This is a genomic window from Chitinimonas arctica (assembly GCF_007431345.1).
In the GTDB taxonomy this organism is placed as follows: Bacteria; Pseudomonadota; Gammaproteobacteria; order Burkholderiales; family Chitinimonadaceae; genus Chitinimonas; species Chitinimonas arctica.
This window is the reverse complement of record NZ_CP041730.1, coordinates 3,894,534-3,910,173: the sequence shown is the minus strand read 5'-3', so window position 1 is coordinate 3,910,173 and position 15,640 is coordinate 3,894,534. Positions and strand designations below refer to the sequence as shown.

The window sequence follows — 15,640 nt, the reverse complement described above, 5'->3', positions numbered from 1 at the left end:
TCCTCGCTGTTTTATCCCACTCCCCCTGCCCTCGCCGCCGCGAGGGAGCCTCGTCCTCGCAAGGAGGAGGCCGTGGTTGTAAGCGCTAAAGCGCTAACAACCACGCACCCTTCGCTCGTTAGCGCATTAAATCAGTGTTTCCTTGTCTAAAAGTTACCCGTTTGAAAATCCTGCACCGCTTGCATGACTTCTTCGCGGCTATTCATCACGAATGGACCCCATTGTGCGATGGGTTCGCGCAATGGCCGGCCACCAATCAACAGCACGCGGGCGGCCACATCGCCGGCGGCGATGCGCACGCCGTCACGCCCCGGCCGGGTTTCCAATATCGCCATCTGCCCGGCCGCGACACGCTGGCCACGCTCGCCCAACAGGGCGCTGCCCTCATAAACATAGGCAAAACTGTTGAAGCCCTCGTCCAGCGGATGTTCGAACGTCGTACCCGCCGGCAGCTGCAGATCCAGGTAGAGCGGCTCGGTATCGGCGACCTGCATCGCACCGGCCTGGCCCAAGGCCTCGCCGGCGATCACCTTGACGGTCACGCCTTGCCCGGTCCGTAGCACGGGAATCTCGGCCGCGGCGATATCGCGATAGGCAGGTGCGACCATCTTGCGATCGGCGGGCAGATTCAGCCACAGTTGAAAGCCCTGCATCAGGCCATCCACCTGCTCCGGCATCTCGGCGTGCACAATGCCCCGCCCGGCCGTCATCCACTGCACGCCGCCGGCGGACAACACCCCTTCATTGCCGGTATTGTCGCGATGGCGCATACGGCCGTCCAACATATAGGTGACCGTTTCGAAACCCCGATGCGGATGCTCCGGAAATCCGGCCAGGTAGTCCTGCGGATTATCGGTATGGAAGTAATCCAGCATCAGGAAAGGATCGAGACGGACTTGTAGATCCTGGGTCAGCACACGCAGCAGCTTGACGCCGGCGCCATCCGAAGTGGGCATGCCCTTGACCAGGCGTTCGACCTCACGAGGGGTGGTAAGCGAGGTAGTCATGATGGGTTCCTTTCAGTAATCCTGAACATTGACTGTGTTTACATTTGCCATTCTTCAGCAAGGCACCTCGCAGAGATAGCGGAAAAATTTAGCAATATCATTCAAATTTATTGCACATCGTTGGAACACCCCATCGCCTTGCCTGCCGGCAAGCCCCGAGGCGCGCCGCATGGGCATGCTAGAATCGCTGATCGTTCAAATTTCGCCACCATGAATCTTCTCGCCCTCGACACCTCCACCGAATACCTGTCGCTCTGCCTGCAATACCAGGGCGAAACGCTGTCGCGCGATTGGCACGCACAGCAAAAGCATGCCGAGATGGGCCTGCCGATGATGCAGGCGCTGCTGGCCGAAGCCGGCGCCAGCTTCAAGGACCTGGACGGCCTTGCCCTGAGCGTGGGACCCGGTTCGTTCACCGGCCTGCGCATAGGCTGCGGCATTGTGCAGGGTTTGGCTTTCGGCCTGGATATCCCCACCGTCGGCGTCAACACCTTGGCGGCCATGGCGGCCGACAGCGGGGCGGAACGGGTATTGGCGGTTTTGGACGCGCGGATGGGCGAACTCTATCTGGCCGGGTTCGAGAAGCAGGAAGATGGCTGGCGGGAAGTGCTGTCCACCGTGGTATGCGGACCGCAGGCCTTACCCGACCTCCCGGCTGGAGAATGGCTGGGATTGGGTAGCGGCTTCACGGCACAGCCCGCCGCGCTGACGGAACGCTACGGTTCGCAATTGCAGGCGGTGCGGGCTGAATGTTTCCCCCATGCGCGCGGGGTGATGAAACTGGCGGCAGTGGAGTTCGCCGCAGGGCGCGCCATCGCCGCCGAACAGCTGGAGCTGCTCTACATCCGCAATAAGGTGGCCTTGAAGACCAGCGAACGCGTAAAAAGCTGAGGCTAAGCTGCGATCTCTATCAGTTCCACGACTTCGGCGGCATCGAGCATATGCAGATCGACCCGGGTGCCCAGATCAAAGCAGTAGAAATCGCGCACCGCTTCGAATTGGCTAAGTCCCAGCGATTCGAAGGTCGGCTCAAGTGTTTTCAGGACGAGGCGGGCACGTTCCGCCGCTGCCGGATCGTTATGCGCCACGAAGACCCGGCCATCCAGGACGAAACCGGCTTCGACCATGGCTTTTTCCACCACCACCCACAACAGGCGGCAAACATCGTAGGGCAGGCTGAGATAATCGAGATTGATGACCACGGCAAGGCGCGACGAACTATTGAACATGGCTGTACCAAGTAAGGCGAAGATTATAATTTGCCCGGATTATGCGTTCCAACTGATATGCCGAGCGCTTATTTTTTGCCCCCTACCCTGTTATTTTTGACGAAGACCCCGTGAGCGCCCCTTTCAAGCCCGAAATCCGCCCCGTCCGCGAAGCCGATCTGCCCGCCATGGCCCAGATCGAGGCGACCTTGCAGTCCTTTCCCTGGACCTCGCTGCAATTTATCCAGTCCTATGCCGAGGGGCATCGTGGCTGGGTGGCCGAGCTGGATGGCGAAGTGATCGGCTTCGCGGTCACCAGCCAGGTGCTGGACGAGATCTCCTTGCTGACCCTGGGAGTCCGGCCGGACCACCAGCGCCGAGGCCTGGCCCGGCTGATGCTGGGCGTGATCGTGGAACAAGCCTGCGAAGAAGGCGCGGCAGTGATGATATTGGAAGTGCGCAAAGGCAATCAGGCCGCCCGCTCGCTATACAAGCGGCTGGGCTTTATCGAAAACGGCCTGCGCAAGGGTTACTATCGCGCGGCCGATGGCCGCGAGGACGCGGTGCTGATGGCTTTGATACTGGATGAGGGTGGACGATGAGCGATGCGCGACGCGAACTGATCCTGGACGAACTCGGCCTGCTGCCGCTCTGGACCCGGCGCGAACTGCTGGCCGAGAGGCAGGCGGAAACAGCCTCGGAGACGCTGGCCGAACCCATCCTGGCGATTGCCCCTACACCTGCCGCGCGCCCGGCTCCGCTTGTCAAAGCGCATCCGGCGCCCCCCCCCCCTGTCGCGGCGGAACCGGTCCAGCCTGCGTTGGTCGCGCCGGAAAATAACGCCCGTGCCGCTGCCATTGCGGCGATGGACTGGCAGGCGCTGCAAGCTGGCGTCGCCAGCTGCACCGCCTGTGGCCTATGTCAAAGCCGCAACCGCACCGTGTTTGGCGTGGGTAATCCCGGCGCCGACTGGCTGGTCGTAGGCGAAGCGCCGGGTGCCGAAGAGGATAGACAGGGCGAGCCCTTCGTCGGCCAGGCCGGCCGACTGCTCGATAGCATGCTGGAGGCGGTGGATCGCAATCGCAAAGAAAATGTATTTATCCTCAATACGCTGAAATGCCGCCCACCACAGAACCGCAATCCCACCCCGGAAGAAATCGCGCTTTGTGCGCCCTTCCTGCACCGGCAGGTGGAATTGATCAAACCCAAGGTGATTTTCGCGGTTGGCCGCTTCGCCGTGCAATCGCTATTGAACCGAGAAGCCACCATCGCCAGCCTGCGCGGCAAGACCCACGACTACCGGGGCATACCGGTCATCGTGAGCTACCACCCTGCGTATCTGTTACGCAATATGCCGGACAAGTCCAAGGCCTGGCAGGACTTGGTGTTGGCTAAAAAGACGCTGGCGGCTGCCGTTTAGGGAAACACTGCAAGAACCCGCTGCCAAGGGCCTTGGCAGCGACTCCCGGCGATCAGCTCTGGGCCATCGTAACCTTGGTGGTCCAGTCACCTTGCGGTGCGCGGTGCTCGCGCATGGCGTCCAATAGCGCGGCAGGCGTATCGGCAACCTTGAACAGATTCATATTGCTAGGCCGAACGAAACCTTCCTTGGCCGCATGATCGATCCAGGAAAGCAGGGAATCGAAATACCCATCCACATTCAATAGCCCCACCGGCTTGCCGTGGATATGCAATTGCCCCCAGGTCAGGATCTCGAACAACTCGTCCAGCGTACCGAAACCGCCAGGCAAGGCGATAAAGCCGTCGGCACGCTCCGCCATCACGGCCTTGCGGGTATGCATGCTATCGACTTCGATCAGCTCGGACGAACCGGTATGCGCCAGTTCCTTTTCCACCATGAAGCCGGGGATCACCCCCACGGTATGGCCACCGCCCGCCAGCACCGTATCGGCCACGGTACCCATCAGGCCGACCTTGCCGCCTCCCCATACCAAGCCCAGATCCTGCTCGACCAGGGTGCGGCCCAATTCGATCGCGATATCGCGGTACAGGGGCCGGTTGCCGAAGGCGGAACCACAGAACACACAAATATTTTTCAGTTGCATAGCTTAAATTTCTTTTTCTTGGATGGATCGCAACGGCGGATGGCGCCGCGCTAGATGACCGCCACTGGATAGGCGCCCAATACTTTGACGAAGGCCGCCCGCTCGCGCAAGGCTTCCAGGGTCTTCAGCACGGGTAGCTCGGCGGCATGGCCCTCGATATCGACAAAGAACACGTACTCCCACAAGCCGGTGCGGGAGGGACGCGACTCGAACTTGGTCATGGATACGCCGTGCTCGGCCAAGGGCGACAGCAGCTGATGCACCGCGCCCGGCTTGTTCTGGGCCGACATGACCAGGCTGGTCTTGTCGCGCCCGCTGGCCGTCGTTTCGTGATATCCGAGCGCCAGGAAACGGGTCGTGTTATTCGGCTCGTCTTCGATATTCTCGGCCAGCTTGAGCATGCCGAAGCGCTCGGCCGCGGCATCGCCGGCAATTGCCGCGCAGCTGGTATCCAGGCTGGCAAGCCGGGCAGCTTCCGCATTGCTGGAAACCGATATCCGCTCGACTTCCACCGGCAGATTCTTGTTCAGCCACTCATGGCATTGCGACAGCGACTGCGCGTGCGAATAAACGCGGCGAATGCCCTCGAAATTCGCTTCCCGTCGCAGCAGATGATGATGGATGCGCAGTACTACCTCACCGCAAACCTTGAGCGGGGTGGAGACCATCAGATCCAGGGTACGGCCCACCGCACCCTCGGTGGAGTTCTCCACCGGCGCCACCACATAATCCGCGCTGCGCGCTTCGACCACGCGGAATGCCTCGTCGATGCTGGCACAAGCCAGGGTGACGGCCGCATGGCCGAAATGCTTGATGGCGGCCGACTGGCTGAAAGTGCCTTCCGGTCCCAGGTAGGCGATGGTCAATGGCCGCTCGATGCTCAGGCAGGCCGACATGATTTCGCGAAACAGCTTGGCGATCGACTCGTCGGTCAGCGGCCCGTTATTGAGCTGCTTGACCCTGGCCAGCACCTGGGCTTCGCGCTCCGGTCGATAGACCAGCCCTCCCCCCTTCAGCTCGCCGATCGAACGGGCGTGGCCGGCACGCTTGTTCAGCAGTTGCAGAATCTCGACATCGAGTGCATCGATAGCGTCGCGGTGGGATTTGAGTTGTTCGTCTGACATAAGGGCCTCGCGGTGATCGACGAGCATAGCATGGCTTATTCGCCGCTTGTTCAGCCTTGCCCTAGAAGCCGCACATCGCCCAGAAATTGGCTAGCACCACCTTGGACATGGGTGTGAAGTAAGCAGCGAAGACCGAGGCCAGCGCCAGGCCAATCAGCAGCCACCTGAGCCAGCGCGATTTCATGCAGGCTGCCCCAGCGGCTCGGACCGTACGATGGCGCGCTCGCGTATGGGCCAGCTAACCAGGGCAGCGGCGATACCGAAAGCGATGGAGATGTACCAGACGACATCGTATGAACCGGTGTGGTCATACAGCCAGCCGCCCAACCACACGCCCAGGAAACTCCCCACCTGATGCGAGAAGAAAACGAAGCCGGACAGCATGCCCAGATGGCGCACGCCGAAAATGGTGGCAATGACCCCATTGGTCAGCGGCACGGTGGACAACCACAAAAATCCCATCACGGCGGCGAACAGGCAGACGCTGAGCTGTGTCAGCGGCAGATAGATAAACAGCGCAATGGCGACCGCACGCGCCAGATAAATAAACGACAGCAAATAGGTCTTGCGCCAGCGGGCACCCAATTGCCCGGCGGTAAAGGTGCCAAACACGTTGAACAAGCCGATCAATGCCAGTGCCCAGGCTGCGGTATCGCCCGGCAAGCCGTGATCCTTGAGGTAGGAAGGCAGGTGCACACCGATAAAGACCAATTGGAAGCCGCAAACGAAGTAACCGGCCATCAGCATCTGGAAGCTGGGATAGGAGAACGCCTCGCGCGCCGCCGCCAACACATTCTGCCCGGCCTGCCCGACCGCACGGGCCGGTTCGCGCAGACCCTGCGCCGCCGGGATGATCAATAGCGACATGGCGCCGAGAATCAGCAAGGCATTGACCCAGCCCATCGAAGCAATCAGGTGCTGCTCCACCGGCACCATCAGAAACTGGCCAAAGCTGCCGGCGGCGGACGCCAGCCCCATTGCCTGCGAGCGCTTGTCCTCCGGCACATTGCGCCCGATCACCCCAAACACCACGCTATAGGTACACCCGGACAATGCCAGCCCCAGCAACAGCCCAGCCGAGCCGGTAAATAGCGCCCCGCTGCTGGATACCGTCATCAGCACCAAGCCGAGGGCGTAACACACCGCGCCGGCCACCAGTACCTTTACCGCGCCATAGCGATCGGCCAGTGCGCCGGTAAAGGGCTGGGCCAATCCCCACATCAGGTTCTGTATGCCCAAGGCAAAGGCGAACACCTCACGCGTCCAGCCGAATTCGCTGGTCATCGGCGGCAGGAAAAAGCCGAAACCATGCCGGATACCCATGGATATCGAAACGATCAAGCCGGCGCAGAGCAGGATACGGCGGCTGGCGGGGGTGTTCATGGCTGGCTCCTGGTGATCTGCATGCAATGTGCATGGTTTGCGGAGGGGAGCCAAGAGACAGTCGGGTTGAAAGTTGGGGAACTGGCTGCAGCCAACAGCGTCGTGAGTAAAGCACCATGGCGAGCTTGGGATGTGGCGCTGCCCTGCGGAAACAGCGTCTCAACTGAATTACCCCGCTGCCACCCTAGCCAGGGAGCGGCAGCGCTGGCGCATGATCAGATGAAATGGCCAGCTTGCCATTACCGTCCAACTCAAATTGCACGGGCTTCGTATTAGTTCCATAAGCTACCGTCATAGAAAATTCCGGACTACCGCCTGGGATAAATCGAATTGTATGAAAAACAAGATGACCATAGTTATTTCTCTGCCCCTCCGGAATCCCAAAGGCATGAACAAGGCCGGAATTTACAAATGTGTCAACAAGCCGCATAAATTTGACGCCATAGAACTCCACCTCCCTCTTGGGAAGAAAATTGTGCGTACTCCACACCTTACACTGCTGCAATATTTCTAACGAAATGTCAGCCACATCTTTCGGAACGGAATGAACAATCCCATCGCCTCCATTTTGCGGAACTGCCGTGGTTTCAGAAACATTACGCCTTGGAACTGGTTTATTTTTCTCCCCCGCCGCGGTAGCAGGATTTAGTGTAGGTGCTTTATTTTTAACCTCCGACCGGACAGGTACTCTGCCCTTCGGGTCTTGATCGGACTCGATGTTAAATTTTAATTTATCTTTACATGCCCCGTCAGTAGGAGTTGAATTTCTTGGGCCAGAACATGTAAGTTTCTGAATAAACGATCTCCATCTACTACTAGCGGAGGTGCGATCGTTATCGAGCTCTTTCGAATTATTTTTGGCATCTCCCTTACTGACGGAATGTGGAAAATTACTGGCCGACTGCTTTTCTGAAGTTGGCGATGATGCACTTCCGGATGAAAAACATGAGAAAATATATCTAAAACAATTCACAACACAACTCCCTTCTTAATATTATTGAGTTGACACACTTGAGCCTTTGCGCTCGGTCGCGACATGTCATCCCTACTCATGCCCGTACACCGTAAAACCTTCCAATCTGAATTTTCCAAAATTACGAGATCATTGGCTTTTGTAAAATCAATACGGCTTCATTTTTTTGTCTTTAGCAGGCGAACGAGCCCCCATCAATCAGCAGAAGTGATACGGGAGCCCTAAAAAAATAGGCGTAAATTGCCTAACTCTTGAGCAATACCCTCCAATTCAGTCAGATTTCCCCGCAACTCAAGCGGCGCCAAGCGTTTCTTACAAACCTGCCAAGCGGCCATTTCAAGATGCAGCCTCTGGATGAATTTCCTTGAAAACGCCGATCTGGGTGAAGGTACGGCCAAACAAGGCGTGTTTGATTTCTATGCGGATATTGAATTGCTCAGGATTGTCATTGCGATGGCAAAGATAGGTCTTGCCCGGCGTGAAAATGCCGGGTATGGGAATACGGCAGCCCAGTACTTCCCAGAAATAGCCATCACTAGTGAAATAAAGATCGCCCTCATGCACATGCAGGCATAATTTCATGCCCAGACCCATGCCCACATATTCCAGCACTTCGCCTTTTTCACTCTCTTGCATATAGGACGTGAATTGTATGGGCGGCCTGCCATGCAGTCGGTATATCCTCTGCTTGAAAATCGCAGGACAATCCGGCTTGGAATACACCATGATATCGACAGGGAAGTCATGGTCGGTGTAGGGAATCAAGGCCCCGGCTATCATGGGTTTGGTCAGATGACCCAGCAGTTTCCCTATCCTTGAACAGCTTAATTCACTGAGCACACCGGTGTAATGCAATGGTTTGTCAGGCTCAGGATTCTTGGCAAACCTGGCCTGGATATCCGGGTGAAGCTTCAGCCATTCCTTGCCCAGGATTTTTCTGAATAATTCACCTTCGGATGCGATGGGTTTGATACTCCGGACCATGATTTTCTTTCGGTATTATTCGTATCCATTTCTCTATAATACCCCTTTAACAAGCCTGCAGATTGAACAGCAGGACCAAACAAGCTCATCCACCAATTGCCCAAGGCGTTGTCGGGTGCGGAGAGCCCGCATGCCGCCGGTAACACGATGGCCCTTGATCTGCAGCGGAACTGGCCAGTATTCGGTGTCCGCAAGCCTGCGGCGAGGCGAGAAGCTTGAGCATGCGAAAGTTAGCGCAAGACGCGAGCTTCAAGTGCAAGCATGAAGTCGTCCACGGTGTCGTAGACAACACCGGGACCGCTATGGATGCCTTCCATCACCAGCTCATGGATGCGCTGCTCTTCCTCGTCCCGTGGGCCGTAGCTTTCAGGGACTTCGGGGAGCGGCATCAGTTCAGCCGGATCAAGGGCCTTGAGATTTAGGGTGGGCATATGGTTCATTATACCCACTCCAAAGGAACACCGTTCTCAGTGGCTTTGGTAAAAAGATGTGAACTGCTGGATTTCGCCCCGCCACCCAAACTACCCGTGATGCTTGGCAAAATCCTGCATAAACCCTGTCAAAGCCTTTACCCCTTCCAAAGGCATGGCGTTGTAGATGCTGGCCCGCATGCCGCCGGTGACGCGATGACCCTTGATCTGCAGCAGGTTGCGCGCGCTGGCTTCCTTGATAAAGGATTCATCGAGGTTTTCGTCGGCCAGCTTGAACGGTACGTTCATGCGTGAGCGGAAGGGCTTTTCCACCGGGCAGGTGTAGAAGCCATTGGAAGTATCGACCGACTCGTACAGCATGGCGGCTTTTTCGATGTTGCGCTGCTCGATGGCCTTCAAGCCGCCCTGGCGCTGTACCCATTTGAAAACCAGGCCGGCGACATAGATGGCGAACGTGGGCGGCGTGTTGTACATCGAATCGCCCTCGGCCTGGATCTTGTAGTCGAACATGGTGGGGGTGCCCGGTGCGACCTGGCCCAGCAAGTCCTCGCGCACGATGACGATGGTCAGGCCGGCGGGGCCGATATTCTTCTGGGCGCCGCCGTAGATCAAACCGAAACGGCTGACATCGACAGGGCGCGACAGGAAGTTGGACGACATATCGCAGACCAGCGGTACCTCACCGGTATTGGGGACAAAGGGAAACTCGACCCCGCCCAGCGTTTCGTTCGAGGTGTAGTGCAGATAGGCCGCTTTCGGGTCGATCTGCCAGTTCGCTTCGGCCGGGACATAGGTATAGCCGCGATCTTCGCTGCTGGCGGCCACCCTGACCGTGTCGGCGAACTTGCGGGCTTCCTTCATGGCCAGCTTGGACCAATGGCCGGTATCGACAAAATCGATGCCGCCACGGCCACGCAGCAGGTTCATCGGCACCATGGCGAACTGGGTGGTGGCGCCGCCCTGCAGGAACAACACCTTATAGTTCTTCGGAATCCCCATGATGGCGCGCAGGTCTTCTTCGGCTTCGGCGGCGATATGCATGAATTCGCGGCCGCGGTGGCTCATTTCCATCACCGACATACCGCTGCCATGCCAGTCGAGCATTTCCTTCTGCACTTCGAGCAGAACTTCGCGGGGCAGGACGGCCGGGCCGGCGCTGAAATTGAAAACGGGGCTCATGGAGGCTCCAGAGTGTGATGGACGAGATGCTGACCAGGGGTCAGCCGGCAATTTCAAAGCTGGTTTCAGCCGTTGGACACGCGCTCGTATCTACTATGACAGCAGAAAATGTGCCCGTGCCACCGCCACCGGCTTGTTTTCGTCTTCCTGCCAGGCGGTCATGCGTACATTGGCTACCCGCTTGCCCTGCTTGGTGATATCGCAGCGGGCAAAAAGGGATTGCGCCCTGCCGGAGCGCAGGAAATCCAGCGCGAAATCGATGGTGCGAGGGACTTCGGCGGATTCGCGCGCCCATACCAGGTGCAGCAGCGCGGCGTTTTCCAGGAAGCCGCCGATGGCGCCGCCATGCAGGGCGGGCAGATGCACATTGCCGATATTGCGGTCGTGGAACGGCAATTCGAACAAGGGCTGGCCACGATCTTCGCGCATCACCACCCCCAGCAGCTGCGCGTAGGGGATCTGTTCGATGATGTGATCGTAATTACCGCTTTCCTTGGCGGCCTGCAGAAACTCAAGTTGCACCATGGTCAAGCTCCCTGCTCATGCTTGGGTCCCAGCTGCGCCTGGCTGGATTCGCGCATAAAGGTCGCTACCCCATGGGCGATAGGCTGATCGTTGCCTTCCTGATAAGCGGTGGCGCGGGTAAATCCGATCTGCCGCCCCAGCCGATAGCATTCGGCCGTGCAATACACCGGCTGACCCGGCGTAGCGCCGCGCACGTAGTCGATGCGCAAATCCAGGGTAGCGATGGCTTCCCTTTCTTCCAGCAGCGAGAACACCGCCAGCGCGCTGGTGGTATCGATCAGGGACGTCATCACGCCGCCGTGCAGCACCCCGGTGCGGGGATTGCCGACCAGCGCGGTATTGTAAGGCAGCCGCAAAATGGCACGGCCGCGTTCGCCATTGACGAACTCGAGGCCAATGGTGGCCGAATGAGGAATCTGGCAGAACCACTCTGCCACTTCCTCGAACAAAGCCGGATTGATTACCGGCAAGGGTAGGTTTTGCATCAGACCATCTCTCCCCGGGGCGCGGTACGCGCCCCGGTATTCAGCTTAGGCTTGAACGTCGTCGCCCGCACTGTCGGCAACGGCATCATCGATGCCTTCGCCACTTTCAATCTCTTCACTGCCTTCTTCTTCAGCGTCCGCGACCTTCTGGATACCGGACAACTTCTCGCCTGCATCCAGGTTGATCAGCCGCACGCCTTGTGCGCTACGACCGGTTTCGCGCACTTCCGCCACGGAGGTGCGGATCAGCACGCCGCCCGTGGTGATCAACATCAGCCCGTCGCTGCCCGTCACCAGGCTGGCGGCGACCAGGCGGAAGCCGGTCTTCTCGGTCAGATCCATGGCGATCACGCCCTGAGTACCACGGCTGGTATGGCGGAATTCGCCGATCTGGGTTCGCTTGCCGTAACCGCCGTCGCTGGCGGTCAGGACCTGCCAGTCTTCCGAATCGGCCACCAGCAGCGAGATCACGTCCTGGCCCTCGGCCAGCGACATGCCACGGACACCCCGCGTATCGCGGCCCATGGCGCGCACATCGTCTTCATCGAAGCGGACGGCCTTGCCGCCGGACGAGAACAGCATGATCTGATGGCTGCCGGAGGTGATGGCCACGCCGACCAACTGGTCGCCCTCATCCAGCGCGACCGCGATGATGCCCAGCTTGCGCGGATTGGAGAAGGCCGACAGCGGCGTCTTCTTCACCGTACCGCGCTGGGTCGCCATAAAGACGAAGTGATCGTCGGTAAAGGCCTTGACCGGCAGGATGGCGTTGATCTTTTCGCCTTCCTGCAGCGGCAGCAGGTTGACGATGGGACGGCCACGCGAGGCACGGCCGCCCTGCGGCACTTCATAGACCTTGAGCCAATAGACGCGGCCCAGCGAGGAGAAGCACAGCACGTAGTCGTGGGTATTGGCCACGAACAGATTGTCGATGAAGTCGTCTTCCTTGGTCGCGGTCGCCTGCTTGCCACGACCGCCCCGCTTCTGGGCGCGGTATTCGTCCAGCGGCTGGGCTTTCATATAGCCGGTATGCGATAGGGTCACCACCATTTCCTGCGGGGTGATCAGGTCTTCCAGGCTGATGTCTTCACCGAACGGCACGATCTCCGACTTGCGGCCATCGCCGAACTGGGCCTTGATCTCGGCCAGCTCGGTGGCGATGATTTCGGTGATACGGACGGGCTTGGCCAGGATGTCGAGCAGATCGACGATCTTTTCCATGACTTCGCGGTATTCCGCTTCCAGCTTGTCCTGCTCCAGGCCGGTCAGGCGTTGCAGGCGCATATCCAGGATGGCTTGCGCCTGTGCTTCGGACAGGCGGTAGCCATTGGCCTTCAGGCCGAATTCGGCCGACAGCCACTCGGGCCTGGCCTGGTCGCTTGCCACCCGGGTCAGCAATTCTTCCACCAGCTGTGAACGCCATTCGCGCGACATCAGCGCCAGCTTGGCTTCGGGCGGCGTGGCGGCCGACTTGATCAGGGCAATGACCTCGTCCACATTGGAGAGCGCCACCGCCAGGCCTTCCAAGGTATGGGCCCGTTCGCGCGCCTTCTTCAATTCGAATACGGTACGGCGGGTCACCACTTCGCGGCGATGGCGCAGGAAGGCTTCCAGGATCTGCTTGAGGTTCAGCAGCCGCGGCTGGCCATCGACCAGGGCCACCATATTCATACCGAAGCTGGATTGCAGCTCGGTCTGCTTGTACAGGTGGTTGAGCACCACCTCGGGCATTTCGCCCCGCTTCAACTCTATATATATACGCATGCCCGACTTGTCGGACTCGTCGCGCAGGTCGGAAATCCCGTCGATCTGCTTGTTGCGCACCAGGTCGGCGATCTTTTCGATCAAGGTCTTCTTGTTCACCTGGTAGGGCAGTTCGTCGACGATGATGGCCTGCTTGTCGCGGCTCACTTCCTCGATATGGGTGCGGGCGCGCATGACCACCCGGCCACGTCCGGTGCGATAGCCTTCGCGCACGCCGGCGATGCCGTAGATGATGCCGGCGGTGGGGAAGTCCGGCGCCGGGATATGCTCGATAAGTTCGTCTATGCTCATCTCACCGTTGGCCAACAGGGCCAGGGCGGCGTTGATGACCTCGCCCAGGTTGTGCGGCGGAATATTGGTGGCCATGCCCACGGCGATACCGGTCGATCCATTGACCAGCAGATTGGGCAGACGAGTGGGCAAAACGGAGGGTTCCAGTTCCTTTCCATCATAGTTAGGAACAAAATCGACGGTTTCCTTGTCGATATCCGCCATCAATTCAACGGAGATTTTTTCGAGCCGGCACTCGGTGTAACGCATGGCGGCGGCGCTATCGCCGTCGATGGAACCAAAATTGCCCTGGCCGTCTACCAGGGTGTAGCGCATGGAGAAATCCTGCGCCATGCGGACCAGGGTGTCGTAGATCGAGGCATCGCCGTGGGGGTGGAATTTACCCATCACCTCACCGACGATACGGGCGCACTTGACATACGGCCGATTCCAGAAGTTACTGGATTCCTGCATGGCGTAGAGCACGCGACGGTGCACAGGCTTCAGTCCGTCACGCACATCAGGGAGCGCCCGCCCGACGATCACGCTCATCGCGTAGTCGAGATAAGAACGACGCATTTCCTCTTCAAGGCTTACCGGGATGGTTTCTTTGGCAAATTGTTGCAAATCGGTCATTTTTTTGGCGTCTGGGCGGGCGAAATAAGTAAAAATTTTACCACGCGCAGCTACCACCCTCCAATTTGCCGTCAATTGTCATATTCTCTTAATTGCGGCGCGCTCCGCGCGTCAAGTAAACTCAGCCCCGACGTAGGCTCGGCAAACCATACCGTTGCTAAATTCCAACTCGAATCATCAAGGAGAACTCTCTATGCAGAAAATGAAGCGCACTCTCGTCGCTCTCGCACTGGGCACGGTGGCCATGTCCGCCTTCGCCGCCAAGGATGGTTACGCCATTGACGGCCGCGAAGCCGTTGTCCGCAACAACTACGGCGAATGCTGGCGCACCAACTCGTGGAGCAAGGACAAGGCCATCGAAGAGTGCGATGCCGTGGCAAAGAAGGAAGTCGCCGCCCCGGTGGAAGCACCTCGCGTCGTCGAAGCGCCTAAGCCCACTCCGGTTCCTGTCCAGGTGAAGATGGAAACCCTGACCCTGAACGCCGCTGCCCTGTTCGAATTCAACAAGGCCGTGCTGAAGGAAGAAGGCAAGCAAGCCCTGGATTCGGTTGCCAGCGTCCTGCTGGAACGCAAGTACGATCCAGCCAAGACCAAGATCGCCGTGGTTGGCCACACCGACCGCATCGGCAAGGAGTCGTACAACCTGAAGCTGTCGGAAGAGCGCGCTGCTGCCGCACGCGCCCAACTGGTGACCAAGGGCGTACCGGAAGGCATGATCACTTCGGCCGGCAAGGGTTTCTCCGAACCCATCACCAAGCCTGAAGATTGCAAGAAGGTGCTGAAGAACCGCAAGAAGCTGGTTGCTTGCTACGCACCGGATCGTCGCGTGGAAGTTGAAATCTACGCAACTGTCGAGAAGTAAGCCGTCTCGACCCCAGACAAAGCCCCGCCCCGCGCGGGGCTTTGTCATTCCCGGCCGAACCGGCGAGGTGACGGGCCACGGCGGCCCTCGTGCTAGACTCATCGGTCCCAGCTTAACCAACCGGTTCCTGCCATGCGCCGTCTCTTGTTTATCCTCTTGTCGCTGCCGAGCTTTGCCGGCGGACTCGAACAACTGAAGGGTTTCCTCGCGCAGACCCAGGCGTTTACCGCCAGTTTCCAGCAGACCGTCACGCAAAAGGGCGGCAAACAGCAGCACGCCGGCGGCACGGTGGCCATCCAGCGCCCCGGCAAGTTCGACTGGCGCTACGTCAAACCCTACGAACAAAGGGTGGTGGGCGACGGCAAGCAATTGTGGATCTACGATCCCGATCTCAACCAGGTCACCCGCAAGCAGCTGGACCGCGCCCTGGGCGATAGCCCGGCCGCCCTGCTGGCCGGTAGCAACGATCTGGAAAAATCCTACCGGCTGGGCGAACTCGGCAAGCGCGACGATCTCGAATGGATAGAAGCGACGCCGCTCAACCGCGACAGCGGCTTCGAAAAAGTACGCATCGGCTTCAAGGACGCCCAGCCGATGGCGATGGAATTGGCCGACAGCTTCGGCCAGACCACCTCGATCCGCTTCAGCGGCGTCACCCGCAATCCCAAGTTGAGCGCCGGCCAGTTCCAGTTCGTGCCGCCCAAGGGAGCCGACGTCGTCTCGGCCGACTAGCCCGGCACGCC

The 15,640-nt window shown here is 59.1% G+C and carries 18 protein-coding genes; 5 read left to right on the top strand and 13 right to left on the bottom strand.

Going from position 1 to position 15,640, the window contains the following annotated elements:
• Window positions 1–146: 146 nt before the first annotated feature.
• The gene (locus FNU76_RS17835) at window positions 147–1,007 is read right to left on the bottom strand and encodes a pirin family protein (protein WP_144279442.1); all 861 of its coding nucleotides are present in this window, start codon (window positions 1,005–1,007) and stop codon (window positions 147–149) included.
• A 210-nt stretch (window positions 1,008–1,217) separates the two neighbouring features.
• On the opposite strand from FNU76_RS17835, the gene tsaB reads away from it, so the two are divergent.
• Complete coding sequence (gene tsaB / locus FNU76_RS17830) at window positions 1,218–1,898, top strand: tRNA (adenosine(37)-N6)-threonylcarbamoyltransferase complex dimerization subunit type 1 TsaB (RefSeq protein WP_144279441.1); 681 nt, start codon at window positions 1,218–1,220, stop codon at window positions 1,896–1,898.
• Between the two features lie 2 nt (window positions 1,899–1,900).
• On the opposite strand, the gene FNU76_RS17825 is transcribed toward tsaB, so the two are convergent.
• Window positions 1,901–2,236: a hypothetical protein gene (locus FNU76_RS17825; protein ID WP_144279440.1), complete on the bottom strand. Its 336-nt coding sequence runs from the start codon at window positions 2,234–2,236 to the stop codon at window positions 1,901–1,903.
• A 110-nt stretch (window positions 2,237–2,346) separates the two neighbouring features.
• Here FNU76_RS17825 and rimI point away from each other — a divergent pair, with 110 nt between their 5' ends.
• Together rimI and FNU76_RS17815 are read left to right on the top strand one after the other, a co-directional pair.
• Window positions 2,347–2,817 carry a ribosomal protein S18-alanine N-acetyltransferase gene (rimI, locus tag FNU76_RS17820; protein WP_144279439.1) on the top strand — a complete coding sequence of 157 codons (471 nt, stop codon included), beginning with the start codon at window positions 2,347–2,349 and terminating at the stop codon, window positions 2,815–2,817.
• Window positions 2,814–3,635 (top strand): uracil-DNA glycosylase, encoded by an 822-nt coding sequence (locus tag FNU76_RS17815; RefSeq protein ID WP_144279438.1) that lies wholly within the window; start codon window positions 2,814–2,816, stop codon window positions 3,633–3,635. Before rimI ends, FNU76_RS17815 begins: the two co-directional genes overlap by 4 nt.
• Before the next feature lie 52 nt (window positions 3,636–3,687).
• On the opposite strand, the gene FNU76_RS17810 is transcribed toward FNU76_RS17815, so the two are convergent.
• The 11 genes from FNU76_RS17810 to gyrA form a co-directional block, all read right to left on the bottom strand.
• A complete protein-coding gene (locus tag FNU76_RS17810) occupies window positions 3,688–4,281 on the bottom strand; it encodes an LOG family protein (protein WP_144279437.1) in 594 nt (197 codons plus the stop codon).
• Between the two features lie 50 nt (window positions 4,282–4,331).
• Window positions 4,332–5,405, bottom strand: coding sequence for a prephenate dehydratase (gene pheA, locus FNU76_RS17805; RefSeq protein WP_144279436.1), 1,074 nt, complete (start codon window positions 5,403–5,405; stop codon window positions 4,332–4,334).
• A gap of 61 nt (window positions 5,406–5,466) precedes the next feature.
• Window positions 5,467–5,589: a hypothetical protein gene (locus FNU76_RS24935; RefSeq protein WP_263405628.1), complete on the bottom strand. Its 123-nt coding sequence runs from the start codon at window positions 5,587–5,589 to the stop codon at window positions 5,467–5,469.
• Window positions 5,586–6,788 carry an MFS transporter gene (locus tag FNU76_RS17800; protein WP_144279435.1) on the bottom strand — a complete coding sequence of 401 codons (1,203 nt, stop codon included), beginning with the start codon at window positions 6,786–6,788 and terminating at the stop codon, window positions 5,586–5,588. Before FNU76_RS17800 ends, FNU76_RS24935 begins: the two co-directional genes overlap by 4 nt.
• A 184-nt stretch (window positions 6,789–6,972) precedes the next feature.
• The gene (locus tag FNU76_RS17795; protein WP_144279434.1) at window positions 6,973–7,761 is read right to left on the bottom strand and encodes a hypothetical protein; all 789 of its coding nucleotides are present in this window, start codon (window positions 7,759–7,761) and stop codon (window positions 6,973–6,975) included.
• A 336-nt stretch (window positions 7,762–8,097) separates the two neighbouring features.
• Window positions 8,098–8,745, bottom strand: a complete 648-nt coding sequence (locus FNU76_RS17790; RefSeq protein ID WP_144279433.1) for a DUF4166 domain-containing protein — start codon at window positions 8,743–8,745, stop codon at window positions 8,098–8,100.
• A 230-nt stretch (window positions 8,746–8,975) separates the two neighbouring features.
• On the bottom strand, window positions 8,976–9,176 hold the full coding sequence (locus tag FNU76_RS17785) for a hypothetical protein (RefSeq protein ID WP_223879078.1): 201 nt from the start codon (window positions 9,174–9,176) through the stop codon (window positions 8,976–8,978).
• A gap of 90 nt (window positions 9,177–9,266) precedes the next feature.
• A complete protein-coding gene (gene serC, locus FNU76_RS17780; protein ID WP_144279431.1) occupies window positions 9,267–10,355 on the bottom strand; it encodes a 3-phosphoserine/phosphohydroxythreonine transaminase in 1,089 nt (362 codons plus the stop codon).
• Window positions 10,356–10,448: 93 nt separating this feature from the next.
• Complete coding sequence (locus tag FNU76_RS17775; protein WP_144279430.1) at window positions 10,449–10,880, bottom strand: PaaI family thioesterase; 432 nt, start codon at window positions 10,878–10,880, stop codon at window positions 10,449–10,451.
• 2 nt (window positions 10,881–10,882) lie between these two features.
• The gene (locus FNU76_RS17770; protein ID WP_144279429.1) at window positions 10,883–11,365 is read right to left on the bottom strand and encodes a PaaI family thioesterase; all 483 of its coding nucleotides are present in this window, start codon (window positions 11,363–11,365) and stop codon (window positions 10,883–10,885) included.
• A 45-nt stretch (window positions 11,366–11,410) separates the two neighbouring features.
• Window positions 11,411–14,035, bottom strand: coding sequence for a DNA gyrase subunit A (gyrA, locus tag FNU76_RS17765; protein ID WP_144279428.1), 2,625 nt, complete (start codon window positions 14,033–14,035; stop codon window positions 11,411–11,413).
• Window positions 14,036–14,228: 193 nt separating this feature from the next.
• On the opposite strand from gyrA, the gene FNU76_RS17760 reads away from it, so the two are divergent.
• The gene (locus FNU76_RS17760) at window positions 14,229–14,897 is read left to right on the top strand and encodes an OmpA family protein (RefSeq protein WP_144279427.1); all 669 of its coding nucleotides are present in this window, start codon (window positions 14,229–14,231) and stop codon (window positions 14,895–14,897) included.
• A gap of 132 nt (window positions 14,898–15,029) precedes the next feature.
• The gene (gene lolA / locus FNU76_RS17755; protein ID WP_144279426.1) at window positions 15,030–15,629 is read left to right on the top strand and encodes an outer membrane lipoprotein periplasmic chaperone LolA; all 600 of its coding nucleotides are present in this window, start codon (window positions 15,030–15,032) and stop codon (window positions 15,627–15,629) included.
• The last annotated feature ends 11 nt before the right edge of the window (window positions 15,630–15,640 follow it).

Excerpts from the sequence above, each read along its gene's own strand:
- FNU76_RS17785 (WP_223879078.1), bottom strand. The coding sequence starts at position 9,176 with ATGCCCACCCTAAATCTCAAGGCCCTTGATCCGGCTGAACTGATGCCG.
- lolA (WP_144279426.1), top strand. The coding sequence starts at position 15,030 with ATGCGCCGTCTCTTGTTTATCCTCTTGTCGCTGCCGAGCTTTGCCGGC.
- FNU76_RS17775 (WP_144279430.1), bottom strand. The coding sequence starts at position 10,880 with ATGGTGCAACTTGAGTTTCTGCAGGCCGCCAAGGAAAGCGGTAATTAC.
- FNU76_RS17800 (WP_144279435.1), bottom strand. The coding sequence starts at position 6,788 with ATGAACACCCCCGCCAGCCGCCGTATCCTGCTCTGCGCCGGCTTGATC.
- FNU76_RS24935 (WP_263405628.1), bottom strand. The coding sequence starts at position 5,589 with ATGAAATCGCGCTGGCTCAGGTGGCTGCTGATTGGCCTGGCGCTGGCC.
- serC (WP_144279431.1), bottom strand. The coding sequence starts at position 10,355 with ATGAGCCCCGTTTTCAATTTCAGCGCCGGCCCGGCCGTCCTGCCCCGC.
- pheA (WP_144279436.1), bottom strand. The coding sequence starts at position 5,405 with ATGTCAGACGAACAACTCAAATCCCACCGCGACGCTATCGATGCACTC.
- tsaB (WP_144279441.1), top strand. The coding sequence starts at position 1,218 with ATGAATCTTCTCGCCCTCGACACCTCCACCGAATACCTGTCGCTCTGC.
- FNU76_RS17770 (WP_144279429.1), bottom strand. The coding sequence starts at position 11,365 with ATGCAAAACCTACCCTTGCCGGTAATCAATCCGGCTTTGTTCGAGGAA.
- FNU76_RS17815 (WP_144279438.1), top strand. The coding sequence starts at position 2,814 with ATGAGCGATGCGCGACGCGAACTGATCCTGGACGAACTCGGCCTGCTG.
- gyrA (WP_144279428.1), bottom strand. The coding sequence starts at position 14,035 with ATGACCGATTTGCAACAATTTGCCAAAGAAACCATCCCGGTAAGCCTT.
- FNU76_RS17810 (WP_144279437.1), bottom strand. The coding sequence starts at position 4,281 with ATGCAACTGAAAAATATTTGTGTGTTCTGTGGTTCCGCCTTCGGCAAC.
- FNU76_RS17760 (WP_144279427.1), top strand. The coding sequence starts at position 14,229 with ATGCAGAAAATGAAGCGCACTCTCGTCGCTCTCGCACTGGGCACGGTG.
- FNU76_RS17790 (WP_144279433.1), bottom strand. The coding sequence starts at position 8,745 with ATGGTCCGGAGTATCAAACCCATCGCATCCGAAGGTGAATTATTCAGA.
- FNU76_RS17835 (WP_144279442.1), bottom strand. The coding sequence starts at position 1,007 with ATGACTACCTCGCTTACCACCCCTCGTGAGGTCGAACGCCTGGTCAAG.
- FNU76_RS17825 (WP_144279440.1), bottom strand. The coding sequence starts at position 2,236 with ATGTTCAATAGTTCGTCGCGCCTTGCCGTGGTCATCAATCTCGATTAT.